The 12,440-nt window shown below is 68.8% G+C and carries 12 protein-coding genes; 5 read left to right on the top strand and 7 right to left on the bottom strand.

Annotated elements, in window-relative coordinates; translation table 11 throughout:
• The first annotated feature begins 26 nt into the window (after positions 1–26).
• Together OB895_RS11615 and OB895_RS11610 are read left to right on the top strand one after the other, a co-directional pair.
• Positions 27–1,214, top strand: coding sequence for an MFS transporter (locus OB895_RS11615; protein ID WP_079111911.1), 1,188 nt, complete (start codon positions 27–29; stop codon positions 1,212–1,214).
• Positions 1,211–2,086, top strand: coding sequence for an aldo/keto reductase (locus OB895_RS11610; RefSeq protein ID WP_079111912.1), 876 nt, complete (start codon positions 1,211–1,213; stop codon positions 2,084–2,086). Before OB895_RS11615 ends, OB895_RS11610 begins: the two co-directional genes overlap by 4 nt.
• Before the next feature lie 30 nt (positions 2,087–2,116).
• Here the strand turns inward: OB895_RS11610 and OB895_RS11605 are convergent, their stop codons facing one another.
• The gene (locus OB895_RS11605; RefSeq protein WP_311877743.1) at positions 2,117–2,935 is read right to left on the bottom strand and encodes a shikimate 5-dehydrogenase; all 819 of its coding nucleotides are present in this window, start codon (positions 2,933–2,935) and stop codon (positions 2,117–2,119) included.
• Between the two features lie 543 nt (positions 2,936–3,478).
• Here OB895_RS11605 and OB895_RS11600 point away from each other — a divergent pair.
• Positions 3,479–3,685: a cold-shock protein gene (locus OB895_RS11600; RefSeq protein WP_042540947.1), complete on the top strand. Its 207-nt coding sequence runs from the start codon at positions 3,479–3,481 to the stop codon at positions 3,683–3,685.
• A gap of 218 nt (positions 3,686–3,903) precedes the next feature.
• Here the strand turns inward: OB895_RS11600 and OB895_RS11595 are convergent, their stop codons facing one another.
• From OB895_RS11595 to OB895_RS11585, 3 genes are all read right to left on the bottom strand, one after another.
• Positions 3,904–4,569 carry an HAD hydrolase-like protein gene (locus OB895_RS11595; protein WP_079111914.1) on the bottom strand — a complete coding sequence of 222 codons (666 nt, stop codon included), beginning with the start codon at positions 4,567–4,569 and terminating at the stop codon, positions 3,904–3,906.
• A 63-nt stretch (positions 4,570–4,632) separates the two neighbouring features.
• The gene (gene nucS, locus OB895_RS11590; RefSeq protein ID WP_042540943.1) at positions 4,633–5,328 is read right to left on the bottom strand and encodes an endonuclease NucS; all 696 of its coding nucleotides are present in this window, start codon (positions 5,326–5,328) and stop codon (positions 4,633–4,635) included.
• 9 nt (positions 5,329–5,337) lie between these two features.
• Positions 5,338–6,597: an MFS transporter gene (locus tag OB895_RS11585; RefSeq protein WP_311877738.1), complete on the bottom strand. Its 1,260-nt coding sequence runs from the start codon at positions 6,595–6,597 to the stop codon at positions 5,338–5,340.
• A gap of 59 nt (positions 6,598–6,656) precedes the next feature.
• Here OB895_RS11585 and OB895_RS11580 point away from each other — a divergent pair, with 59 nt between their 5' ends.
• Positions 6,657–7,718 (top strand): LacI family DNA-binding transcriptional regulator, encoded by a 1,062-nt coding sequence (locus OB895_RS11580; RefSeq protein ID WP_056375080.1) that lies wholly within the window; start codon positions 6,657–6,659, stop codon positions 7,716–7,718.
• 68 nt (positions 7,719–7,786) lie between these two features.
• On the opposite strand, the gene OB895_RS11575 is transcribed toward OB895_RS11580, so the two are convergent.
• The 3 genes from OB895_RS11575 to OB895_RS11565 are packed head-to-tail and all read right to left on the bottom strand — an operon-like array spanning position 7,787 to position 11,007.
• Entirely contained in the window at positions 7,787–9,286 is a 1,500-nt protein-coding gene (locus tag OB895_RS11575) for a hypothetical protein (RefSeq protein WP_079111916.1), read from the bottom strand.
• A gap of 54 nt (positions 9,287–9,340) precedes the next feature.
• The gene (locus OB895_RS11570) at positions 9,341–9,667 is read right to left on the bottom strand and encodes an L-rhamnose mutarotase (RefSeq protein ID WP_079111917.1); all 327 of its coding nucleotides are present in this window, start codon (positions 9,665–9,667) and stop codon (positions 9,341–9,343) included.
• A gap of 11 nt (positions 9,668–9,678) precedes the next feature.
• Positions 9,679–11,007 (bottom strand): alpha-L-fucosidase, encoded by a 1,329-nt coding sequence (locus OB895_RS11565; protein WP_079111918.1) that lies wholly within the window; start codon positions 11,005–11,007, stop codon positions 9,679–9,681.
• A gap of 86 nt (positions 11,008–11,093) precedes the next feature.
• Here OB895_RS11565 and OB895_RS11560 point away from each other — a divergent pair, with 86 nt between their 5' ends.
• Complete coding sequence (locus tag OB895_RS11560; RefSeq protein ID WP_311877733.1) at positions 11,094–12,437, top strand: alpha-L-fucosidase; 1,344 nt, start codon at positions 11,094–11,096, stop codon at positions 12,435–12,437.
• The last annotated feature ends 3 nt before the right edge of the window (positions 12,438–12,440 follow it).

Raw genomic sequence — 12,440 nt, 5'->3', positions numbered from 1 at the left:
TTAGCAGAGGACCACGGAGCACACCCATGCCACTCGGACTCATCGCACTCGCCATCGGCGCCTTCGGGATCGGACTCACGGAGTTCGTGATCATGGGCCTGCTCCCCGAGGTCGCGACCGACTTCGGCGTCACCGAGGCCACGGCCGGCTGGCTGATCTCGGGTTACGCGCTGAGCGTCGTCGTCGGCGCCCTCGGCCTCACCGCCGCCACCACGCGCCTGCCGCGCAAACCCGTGCTGCTCGGCCTCGTCGTGCTGTTCATCGTGGGCAACGCGATCACGGCCCTCGCCCCTGACTACTCGGTGGCCATGATCGGCCGCATCATCGCCGCCCTGTGCCACGGCGCGTTCTTCGGCATCGGATCGGTCGTCGCGGCCGAGCTCGTCGCGCCCGAGAAGAAGGCCAGGGCGATCGCGATCATGTTCACCGGCCTCACGGCGGCCAACGTGTTCGGCGTTCCCTTCGGCACGTTCCTCGGACAGCAGTTCGGCTGGCGCTCGACGTTCTGGGTGATCTCGGTCATCGGCGTCGTCGCCTTCGCCGGCATCGCGCTGCTCGTCACCGCCCCGAGGTCGGCCGGTGCGCAGGTGAGTCTGCGCAGCGAACTCCGTGCCTTCCGATCGGGTCAGGTGTGGCTCTCGCTCATCGTCACAGCCCTCGCGTTCGGCGGGATGTTCGGCGCCTTCACGTACATCGCCTACACGCTCACCGACGTCACCGGATTCGCCGACACCGCCGTGCCGTGGCTGCTCGTGCTGTTCGGCGTCGGGCTCGTGGCGGGCAACGGGATCGGCGGGCGCCTGGCCGACCGCTCGATCGACCGCACCCTCCTCATCTTCATCTCGGCCCTGGTGGTCGTGCTCGTGCTGTTCGGGTTCTTCGCCTGGTCGCAGCCCGTGACGACGGCGATCCTCGTGCTGATGGGCGCGTTCGGATTCGGCACGGTGCCCGCGTTGCAGAGCCGCATCATGCACTACGCCGGCGGAGCACCGACTCTCGCCTCCGGCGCCAACATCGGCGCGTTCAACGTCGGCAACGCCCTCGGCGCCTGGGCGGGGGGCCTCGGCATCTCGGCGGGGCTCGGCTACACCTCGCCCATCTGGATCGGCGCCGCGATCACGGCATCCGCTCTGATCGTCATGGTGATCGCCGTCGTCGCGGCCCGGCGGCCGTCGCCCGCAGCGACCGGCACCCTCCAGACCGTCGCCGCATGACCGCACACACCCGCAGACAGAACGAGAAGGAATCAGCAGTGAACACCCCCGCAATCCCCACAGTCACCCTGAACAACGGGATCGAGATGCCTCAGCTCGGCTACGGCGTCTTCCAGGTGCCGGATGCCGAGACGACGGATGCCGTGGCCGCGGCCCTCGACGCCGGATACCGCAGCATCGACACCGCAGCGGTCTACGGCAATGAGGCGGGCGTCGGGCGCGCGATCGCCGACTCGGGCATCGCGCGCGACGAGCTGTTCATCACGTCGAAGGTGTGGATCTCCGATCACGGATTCGATGCCACGCTGCGCGCCTACGACGCATCGCTCGAGCGACTGGGGCTCGAAAGCCTCGACCTGTACCTGATCCATTGGCCGACGCCGGCTCTGGCGACGTATCCCGACACCTGGCGCGCGCTCGAGCGTCTCTACGCTGACGGACGGGTGCGGGCGATCGGGGTCTCGAACTTCGAGCCGGAGCACCTCGAACGGCTCGTGTCCGAGGGCGGCGTCGTGCCCGCGGTCAACCAGGTCGAGCTGCACCCGGCGCTGCAGAACCGTGCGGTTGCGGCGGCGAATGCTCAGCGGGGGATCATCACCGAGGCGTGGAGCCCGCTCGCACAGGGCGCCGTTCTCGGCGACGGCTCGGTCATCGAGATCGCCGACCGCCACGGCAAGACCCCTGCGCAGATCGTGCTGCGGTGGCATCTGCAGCAGGGGCGAGTCGTGATCCCCAAGTCGGTGACCCCCGCCCGCATCGCGGAGAACCTCGACGTGTTCGGTTTCGAGCTCAGCGCCGACGAGCTCGCGGCCGTCGATCTCCTCGAGCGCGACGGACGCACCGGCCCGCACCCCGCCGAGTTCAACGGCTGACGCCACCGCCGGGTCATGCGGGCGCGGTGGTCACTGCGCCCGCATGAACTCCTCGGCCGCCGCGACCTGCTCGGCGGTCGGGCGGATGCCCGTGTAGAGCACGAACTGCTCGAGCGCCTGCAGCGTCGCCACCTCGGCGCCGGTGATGACGGTCTTCCCGGCCTCGCGCCCCGCCGCGATCAACGGCGTCTCGGCAGGCAGGGCGACGACGTCGAACACGACGGATGCCGCAGCGATCTGCTCCTCGGTGAACGACAGCGCATGCTCGTCCGCCCCACCCGCCATGCCGATCGGCGTGATGTTCACGATGATGTCGGCGGTCGCGGCATCCGCATCGGCCTTCCAGGCGAACCCGTAGAGGTCGGCGAGCCCCCGACCGCGCGCTTCGTTGCGGGCGGCGATGGTCACACGAGCGAAGCCTGCGTCACGGAAGGCGGCGGCCGTGGCCTTCGCCATTCCGCCCGAGCCGCGCAGCAGCACGGATGCCGAGGAGTCGAGCGAGTTGCGCTCGATCAGCTGGGCGATCGCGCTGTAGTCGGTGTTGTAGGCCGTGAGCACCCCGTCGTCGTTCACGATCGTGTTCACCGAGTCGATGGCGGTCGCAGAGGGATCCATACGGTCGACGAGCGCGATGACGTCCTCTTTGTAGGGCATCGAGATCGCGCAGCCGCGGATGCCGAGACCCCGCACGCCGGCGATCGCCTGGCCCAGGTCGGTCGGCGCGAACGCTTTGTAGATCCAGTTGAGGCCGAGCTCTTCGTAGAGGAAGTTGTGGAATCGCGTGCCGTTGTTGCTCGGGCGTGCAGACAGCGAGATGCACAGGGTCATGTCCTTGTTCAGCATGGTCACCGCACCAGGCTACTCGGGGACTCTGCTGCATCCGACCCACTGATGACCGCGATCGTCAACCCCCCTTGGCGGGATCCGATCGCCTCCCCTAGGGTGAAGCTGCATGCACAGGGGATTGATCGTCTTCGTCTTCCCCAGAGACGAGCTGCCTTCCCCAGAGGCAAAGGCGATTCGTGCATGCGATTGGGCCCTCTCGAGTAGTTCTGTCCCCAACGGATTGCTCGAGAGGGCCGCTATCGTTTGTCTTCTTCTCACAAGTTTTCGGATTTGTCCCCCAAATGGGGGACAAACGCGTGCCGGAGGGGTTAGGCTGGAATCTGACGCACCCTCCGGTCGTCTTCGGCCCTCATCGCTCCCCCCGCGGTGAGGGCCACACCATTTTCTGGGCGCGTTCGTGTGCCCCCTCGTGTGACCGCGGATGACCGCTCATGCAACATTTGGGTTACGGGCTGACCTCGGGACTTCCGCTCAGCGCGTGCTCCACTAGCGTGGAGCACGTCGGGGCATCCTGCGTCGGCTTCTTTCCAGCAGAACAGGCAGTACATGAGCACCCAGGGCACGGTTAAGTGGTTCAACTCGGAGAAGGGCTTCGGCTTCATCTCCCCCGACGACGGCGGCGCTGACGTTTTCGCGCACTACTCCGCCATCGAGTCATCCGGCTACCGCTCTCTTGAAGAGAACCAGCGAGTCGAGTTCGACGTGGCGCAGGGCCCCAAGGGCCTGCAGGCTGAGAACATCCGTCCGCTCTGAGAGCGGACGTCATAGAACTCCCCGACCGGAGGCCCGCACCCGTTGCGACCCTCCGGCGGGGAGTTCTGTGCTTTGTGAGCTGATCTCGCGGGCTGACGCTCGCTCGACGGACGTGCCCGGACACCCTCTCGGGAGGAGATCTGCCTCTCAGGAGGAGATCTGCGGGCTGAGGCTCCTCCCCGGGGAGAGTTCTACTCCGGAGGCGGCGGGCCCGCCGGTCAGTTCAGCAGAAGCGAGCGCAACTCGTCGGGCGATGCGGCGCGGAAGGCCGCCTCGTCGCCTTCATGCGTGTCGCTGAAGCCCCACTCGACGAAGATCACCGGGACGCCGTTCGCGTTGCCGCCCTCGACATCGTGGTGACGGTCGCCGATCAGCACCGGGCGCGAGACGTCGGCGCCTCGGTCGGCCAGTCGGCGCAGCGCCTCGGCGACGATGTCGGTCTTCGACGCGAGGGTCGATTCGTCGGGTGTCGCGCCCACGGTCGTGACGAAGTACGGGCGGAGTTCGAAGAAGTCGATGATCGCGTCGACCTGGATCTCGGGCTTCGAGCTCGCGGTCGCCTGCGGGATGCCGGCGTCGTGCAGGTCGCGGATGATCTCGGGCACGCCGGGGTACGTTCTGACATCGGTCGTGTAGCCGTCGGCCTTGCCGAGCGTGCGGTAGAAGCTCACGGCCTCGGCCGACTGCTCGGGAGTCATGCCCGCCTGCGCCTGGAACGACTGGAACATCGGCGGCCCGATCCAGTGCACCAGCTGCTCGCGCGTGGGAGCAGGGTGACCGAAGTGCGTGAGGGCGACGTTCAGGCGGCGGAGGATGCCGACCGACGCGTCGGCGATGGTGCCGTCGACGTCCCAGAGCACGCACGAGTAAGGGGAAGAAGCCATGCCTTCCAGCCTATGGGCAGTGCGCGAAGCGACCGAACGCCGTGAACATCTGTGCAGCTCGCCTCAGAAGAGGCGGGGGATGCCGGACTCGATGCCCTTCATGTCGTCGTAGTCGAGCACGAGGCAGCGGATGCCGCGGTCCTCGGCCAGCACACGCGCCTGCGGCTTGATCTCCTGCGCGGCGAAGACGCCCTGCACGGGGGCGAGGTGCGGATCGCGGCCCAGCAGCTCGAGGTAGCGGGTGAGCTGCTCGACGCCGTCGATGTCGCCGCGGCGCTTGATCTCGACGGCGATGGCCGCGCCGTCGGCATCCCGCACGAGCAGATCGACGGGGCCGATGGCCGTCGGGTACTCGCGGCGCACCAGCGTCGCACCGTCCGAGATGCGGTCGACCTGCTCGGCGAGGAGGCGCTGCAGGTCGGCTTCGACGCCGTCCTTCTGCAGCCCGGGGTCGACGCCCAGGTCGTGGTTCGTGTCGTGCAGGATCTCGTAGATCTGCACGCGAAGCGCGTCGCCGGTCTTCTTGTGCGTGACACGCCAGACCTCGGTGACGCCGGCGATCGACTCCTCCTCGCCCGGCTCCTCGGAGGCGAGCGAGCAGGGCGGGCTCATCCAGTTCAGCGGCTTGTAGCTGCCGCCGTCGGAGTGCACGAGCAGACTCCCGTCTCCCTTATGCACGAGCAGACGCGTGGCAAGCGGAAGGTGGGCATTGAGCCGGCCCGTGTAGTCCACGGAGCAACGGGCGATGACGAGACGCACCCGACGAGCCTACTTCGTCGGGCGCACTCGTTCTGCGGCGGCGGGCTGACTCGACATCTCGTCTGTGCGCAGCGGACGGGCGGCACCCGAGAAGAGGCCGGACAGCACGACCAGCCCGACCAGGATGTAGAGCGTGTTGAGCAGGCCGATGTGCTCGCTGATGAAGCCGAGCACCGGGGGGCCGCCGAGGAAGGAGATGTATCCGATCGTCGCCGCGGCGCTCACGCGCGCGGCGGCCTTGGCCGGGTCGTCTGCTGCGGCCGACATTCCGAGCGGGAAACCGAGCGATGCGCCGACGCCCCACAGGGCCGCACCCACGAAGACCAGCGGGAGGCTGAGCGCCAGGATGAACAGCAGGATGCCGGATGCCGCGGCGACCGAGAGGATGCGCAGCACCGCGACGCGTCCGAACCGGTCGACGAGCGGGCCGCCGAACACGCGGACGACGGTCATCGCGACCGAGAACGTCGCGAGGGCCGCGGCGCCCAGTGCGGTTCCGCCGCCGTGGTCCTCCGCGACACCGAGAGCCAGCCAGTCGTTGGCGCCGCCCTCGGCGAACGACATGCCGAGCATCACCACGCCGATCGCGTAGGTACGCGGCTCGCGCCAGGCCGACAGGGCGACGTGCATGCGCTCTCTCCAGTGCACCTTCTCGCCGTCGTCGGTCGTCGGGTCGAGCGCTTCGGCGCGGCGTGGGACGCTGGCGATGCTGATGACGCCGATGGTGGCGATCGCCACCGCGACGACGAGCGTGTGCGTGAAGACGTTGATCTGCAGCTGGGCGGCCAGGGCGCCGAGGCCGGCGCCGATCACGGTGCCGAAGCTGAAGAAGGCGTGGAAGAGCGGAAGGATCGTCTTGCCCGAGTGCTGTTCGATCGCGGTGGCCTCGACGTTCATCATGACGTCGACGCAGCCGTTGCCCAGGCCGAACAGCACGAGACCGATCAGCACCACCGGGTACGAGCCCAGCACGTTGGCACCGATGCCGATCAGGGCGACGCCGGAGGCGAACGTGAAGATCGACACCATCATGCCCAGGCGCGCGCCGGTGCGCGCCATGATCGCGGGGCTGGTCGAGATTCCGATGATCGACGCGATTCCCGCGCCGAGCAGCAGCATGCCGACCTGTGCCTTGTCGACCTCGAGCGCGAGCTTGATGTCGGGGACACGCGATGCCCAGGTGGCGATCGACAGACCGCTGGCGAGGAAGATCGCGAAGATCGCCGTGCGCCAGCGCACGTACTGCGATCGAGAGAGAGCCGTGTCCATGGTGCACAGCATATCGAATCGATTCGATGGACAGGAACCGGGGGAGCTATCCTCGGAGTATGACGAGTCACGAGACCCCGCGCCGAGCGACGATCGCCGATGTCGCCCGCGCGGCGGGAGTCGCGACGTCGACCGCCTCCGTCGTCTTCAGCGGCAAGACCAACGTCGCACCGGCAACGCGCGAGCGGGTGCTCGCCGCAGCGGCCGAACTCGGCTACGCCGGGCCCGATCCGCGCGCCGCCTCGCTGCGCCGGGGACGCAGCGGCATCGTGGCCGTGGTGCTCGAGGGGCATCTGCGCGCCGCCTTCCTCGACCCGGTGACGACCGCCATGATGGACGGCCTCACCGACGGGATGGCCGACCTGAGCGCCGGCATCCTGCTGATGCGCGACGAGCCGGGCGATGACGGATCATCGCTCTCGAGCGCGCCGGTCGACGCGGTCGTGCTCATCGGATGCTCGGGGCGCGCCAAGGCATCGCTCGACATCGTCCGCAGCCGTGGACTTCCCGTGGTCGTGATCGAGGGCGACGCCGGAGAGGGCATCCCGAGGATCACCCTCGACAACGCCGCCGCTGCCGCCGACGTCGCCCGGCACCTGCGCGATCTCGGCCACCGCGACGTGGCGCTCGTCACACTGCCGCTCGACACGGGCCGCGAACGGGGCCCCGTCACGCAGGAGCGCATCGATGCGGCGACGGTGGATGTGACGATCGATCGCCTCGCCGGCATGCGCGAGATCTTCCCGGATGCACCGGCGATCTCGGCGGGAGGCAGCTTCATCGACGAGGGCCTCCTTGCGGGGCGGACGCTGCTGGCGGATGCCGAGACCAGGCCGACGGCGATCCTCGCCCAGAGCGATCTCATCGCGGTGGGCGTCATCCGTGCGGCGGAGGAGCTGGGGCTGCGGGTGCCCGAAGACCTGTCGGTCGCCGGCTTCGACGGCATCGCCGCCGACGGGCTCGGCGACCTCGTGCTCACGACCAGCGTGCAGCCGGCGGTCGAGAAGGGGCGTGCCGCGGGTGAGCAGGTCGCGCGGATGCTGCAGGGTGAGCCGGGCCTCACCCTGCACCTCACCTGCCGGTTCCGCGAGGGCACCACTACGGCGGCGCCCGCCCGCTGAGCAGGCGGCGGACGTGTGGGTGGGGCGAGACGGGTTCGCGCCACTCCACGAGCGAGGGACCTCGGGGGTCAGGAGCGCTGCGGACCCAGCGGCAGCGTCTCGGTGCCCAGATCGAGGATCGAGTACCGACCGCAGTCGACGACGCTCTCGGGGAGAACCGCTCGCGGCGGGTCCCACGGCACCGTCTGCGAATCCTCGACGAGGAACGACACCTCGCCGACTGCGAAGTCCGTGCGGTCGACCAGCCAGGCATACGCGTTGAGCTGATGATCGACCTGCACGAGCTGTGAGGGATCGGCCAGGTGCAGCTTGGGCAGGCGCACTGTCCAGAACTGCCCGGCACCGGTGCGACCGGAGGCGTCGACCCAGTCGGTGACGCAGGTGAGATCGGCATCGGGCCGGGTTGCGGCATCCGCGAGTCGAGGGATGCTGAGCCCCCCGGCGACGAGCAGCAGGACTCCGACCATCACCGCCGCGGGTCGCCGCACACGGTCGCCGACCCGCAGGGCGTGCGGAGCGGCGACGAGTGCGAGCACCGGTGCGAAGGCGAACGGCTGCAGATAGCGTGCCGCGTGGGTTCCCAGCATGACGGCACCGACCACGACCATGACCGGCGCGACCCACGCCATCGCCGCGACCAGCCGTGAGCCGGGGTCGCCCGCCCGCACGGTGCGCACGACGGCTGCGACGATGAGTGCGGCAGCGATCAGCAGCCCGATCACGCCGAGGGGGCTCTGCATCCGTTCGCCGACGAGCCGGCCGTAGTAGTCGATCGATTCGTGCCACTGCCCGGGCTGTATGTAATCGACGCCGGTCTTCGTGATCCATGCCGCGAGCGGAGTACGTGACAGGAATCCGAGCGTGGTGCCGGCGAGCAGCACCGCGATGATGACCGGCGCACGCGAGCGCAGCCCTGGGGAGACCGACGCGATCGCCAGCAACATCACGAGCGGAATCGTCGCCCACGCCGCGTAGAGCGGGTTCGAGAGGGTCGACACGAAGGCGACGACGCCGAGTCCGATCGACGGCCACGCCATGAGCGCGCGGCTGTCGATCATGCGCCGCACGATGCCGATCGTCAGGACGGCGGCGACGACGGTCGCGGAGTAATAGGTGGTCGTCAGCTGCAGCGACGCGAGGTCGAGCGCCTCGCGCGACGCCGAGACGTCGGTCATCGCGAGCACCCCGAACACCGAGAGTGCGAGCACGGACCAGGCAACGGGGGCCATGCCGGCACGGGCGCGGCCGGCTGTCAGACGGATGGCGCCGTAGAGGGCGAGCAGGTTGACGACCGCGCTGATCGCGAAGAGACCGCTCGCATCGACGGGCACCGCTGCGTCGAGGGCGGTGAACGCTGCGGACTCGGGCAGGAACAGCACGCTCGACATCGCCCAGTCGAGCGGTTCGCCGGAGAGCAGCGAGCGGGCGAGCATCGCGACGACCATCGAGTCGCCGTCGCGGAAGAGCAGATCTGCTCGGGCCGACGACGCGACCTCACCGGCGGTGACGAGCGACACAGCGGCAGCGCCCAGCCAACCAGCCGGCTCCCGCACCCACGCCCGCGTCACGGGGCTACTCTGCCACGACCGCCGCGAAGACTCCGGTCTTCGTGGATCAGCTGATCAGCCGATCTGCGACCTCAGATCCCAGACCTCTTCGAGAGGAGCGGTTCCCTCGGCGCCATCCGCATCGCGGAAGAGCTCGACGAAACGCCCGATGTCGGCCTGCCAGGCGTGATCGGCCGGGTCATCCTCGAGCGCGGCGACCGCAGCGTCCCAGTCGTTGCACTCGACCAGGTGGAAGAGGCGGTGGCCGGATCGCCAGATGGTCCAGTCGTGGATGCCGATCCGCGAGAAGGTCTCAGCGAGGGCATCGGGGATGCGCGCGTGGTTCGTGCGGTAATCGTCGATCGCGCCGTCGCGGATCTCGGAGTGCAGGGCGATGCGCATGGGTGTGCCTTTCAAGCCAGGGGGCGGAACGAGATCGCGACGGGGGTCGCGGCATCCGCCACATCGACCAGGATGGCACCGTCGACGCGCTCCGCGGAAACCCCGGTGTCACCGATACGGGCCGTCTGCTCGTCGAGGAGGCCATCGGGATCGGGCAGGCGAACGCTCCCGTTCTGATCGATGACCGCGTGCACCGCGTCGTCGGTGCGCGTCCAGCGCAGCCAGGGTTCGTCGGACGCCCGCAGTCGCTCCTCCGGTCGCGCGCCGAAGACCGCGTGACCGTGACGGCTGTTCCACTCGCCGAGGCCCTCGAGGGTCTGCCGCTGGAGCTCGGGGATGCGCCCGGATGCCTCGAGCCCGATGTTCAGCAGCAGATTGCCGCCTCTCGAGACGACGTCGACGAGCAGGCGCACCGCCTCATCTGCCGACAGCAGGTGCTCTCTCGTCTCATTGCGGTTGTGCCCGAAGGAGAGACCGATGCCCCGGGTGTTCTCCCACGCCTCGCCCACCTCGACCGCCGTGCCGTGCACGTACTCGCTGGTGCGGAAGTCCCAGTGCGACTCACCCCAGCGGTCGTTCACGACGCCCTCGGGCACTCGCGCGTAGAAGGTCTCGAATGCGTGCGCGAGACTCTTGGGTCCCGGTGCGATGCCGGCATTCGGCCAGCGGATGTCGCCCCACAGGATGTCAGGTCGGTATCGGTCGATCAGGTCGATGACGTGGTCGTGCGCATACTCGGCGTAGGCGAGGTCATCGGGGGCGGGGTCGCCGTCGTGCTCGATCGGCGGAAGGTCGGAGAAGTGCCAGTCGAGCCCGCCCGAGTAGTAGACGCCGAAGCGGAGTCCCGCGGCGCGGGTGGCCTCGGCGAAGGCCCCGATCAGGTCCTGCTGAGGCCCGCGTGCGACGGTGTTGCGTCCGTCGGTGCCCGGTGCGTCCCACAGGGTGACCCCGTCGTGGTGCTTGGTGGTCGGGATGAAGTAGCCGGCTCCCGTCGCCGCGACGACCGCGAGCACCTCGTCGGCGTCGAACGCCTCGGCCTTCCACTGGTCGAGGAAGTCGTCGTAGGGGGCTCCGCCGTGCACCTCCTGCTGATGCGCGTGTGCGGGGGAGCCTTCGATGCGGATCGTGTTCGCGTACCACTCGGCGTAGGGATTGTGGGCGTACCACTGCTCTCGCGGCACTGCCCCGAGTTCGCCTGTCGGCTCGGCCCACGCGGGCACGGAGTAGGGGCCCCAGTGCACGAATATCCCGAGCGCCGCACCGCGGAACCACTCGGGCAGGGGCCGTTCGAACTCTCGGTAGGCCTCGGGGCGAACGGGGTCGGTCTCGAACATCGCCATCGGAAAACACCTTTCATCACACCCTTGTGAACCGTTTCGTCTATCACGTATCCTATAGGAAATCTTGAACTCAAGGGAGAGCTTCGATGACTGACGCAGGATTCCAACGCCCCACCGACCGCATCCCCGGCGGTGAGTGGTTCAGCGGCGCGGGCTTCGGCATCTTCGTGCACTGGGATCAGGCCTCGCAGCAGGGGATCGAGATCTCCTGGCCGCTCGTCGGCCGCTCGATCATCCCCGGCGAGGACGCCGTCGAAGATGCGGTGACAGTCGCCCAGTATCAGGCGACGGCGCCGACGTTCGACCCGACGGAGTGGGACGCCGCCGATCTCGCCCGCCGCGTGCGCGACGCGGGCGCGACCTATGTCGTCTTCACCGCACGCCACCACGCCGGCTACAACATGTTCTTCACCGAGCAGTCCGACTTCGGCGTCGAGCACGGCCCCTTCGGCCGCGACATCACACGCGAGTTCGTCGACGCCGTGCGGGCCGAGGGGCTGAAGGTCGGCATCTACTACAGCCTTCCCGACTGGAACCACCCCGACTACCCGGCGTTCCGCGACGAGGACCTGCCGTACAAGCTCGAGCACTGGCCCGCCGCGGGGCTGGCCGAGTTCGCCGACACCCCGGATGCCACCGATCGCCATCGTCGCTCGTCGCCGGAGGAGTGGTCGCGCTATCTCGAGTACGTCCGCGCGCAGCTCACCGAGCTGCTCACGAACTACGGACAGATCGACCTGCTGTGGTTCGACGGAGACTGGGAGCGCTCGGCGGTGGAGTGGACCTCTCCCGGCCTGCGTCGACTGATCAAGGAACTGCAGCCGCACGTCGTCATCAACGATCGTCTTCCCGGTCAGGGCGACTACCGCACGCCGGAGCAGGGATTCCCGCTCACCCCGCCGACCGGTCCATGGGAGCTGTGCCTGACGATCGGCGATCACTGGGCATGGCGCAGGGGGCCCGACAACGAGAAGTCCGCGCGGTCGCTGCTCGTCACCCTGATCGACGTCGTCGCCCGCGGAGGCAACCTGCTGCTGAACGTCGGCCCCGGCCCCGACGGCACGCTGCCCGCGGTCGAGCAGGAGCGTCTGCAGGAGTTCGCCGAGTGGATGCAGTCGCACGCCGAGGCCGTGATCGGCGTCGAGCCCACCGTGGGCATCGACTTCCACGGCCCGACCACCGCCCGTGCCGGCCGTCTCTACCTGCACCTGACCGCGCTGCCGGTCGAGGAGATCATCGTGCGCGGGCTGCCGGTGCGTTCGATCACCCGAGTGCATCGCCTCGCCGACGATCTCGAGCTGCAGCATGACGCCAGCTTCGAGGTGCACGAGGCGTCCATCGCGGGCGACGACCTGGGCGAGCTGCGAATCGTGGCGCCCGCACCCAGCGGTGCGCTGATCGACGTCATCGCCATCGACTTCTCCGAGTAACCG

It is taken from the genome of Microbacterium forte (assembly GCF_031885415.1).
Taxonomy (GTDB): Bacteria; Actinomycetota; Actinomycetes; order Actinomycetales; family Microbacteriaceae; genus Microbacterium; species Microbacterium forte.
The sequence above is the reverse complement of the archived record's forward strand: the minus strand, read 5'-3'. Positions and strand labels throughout refer to the sequence as shown.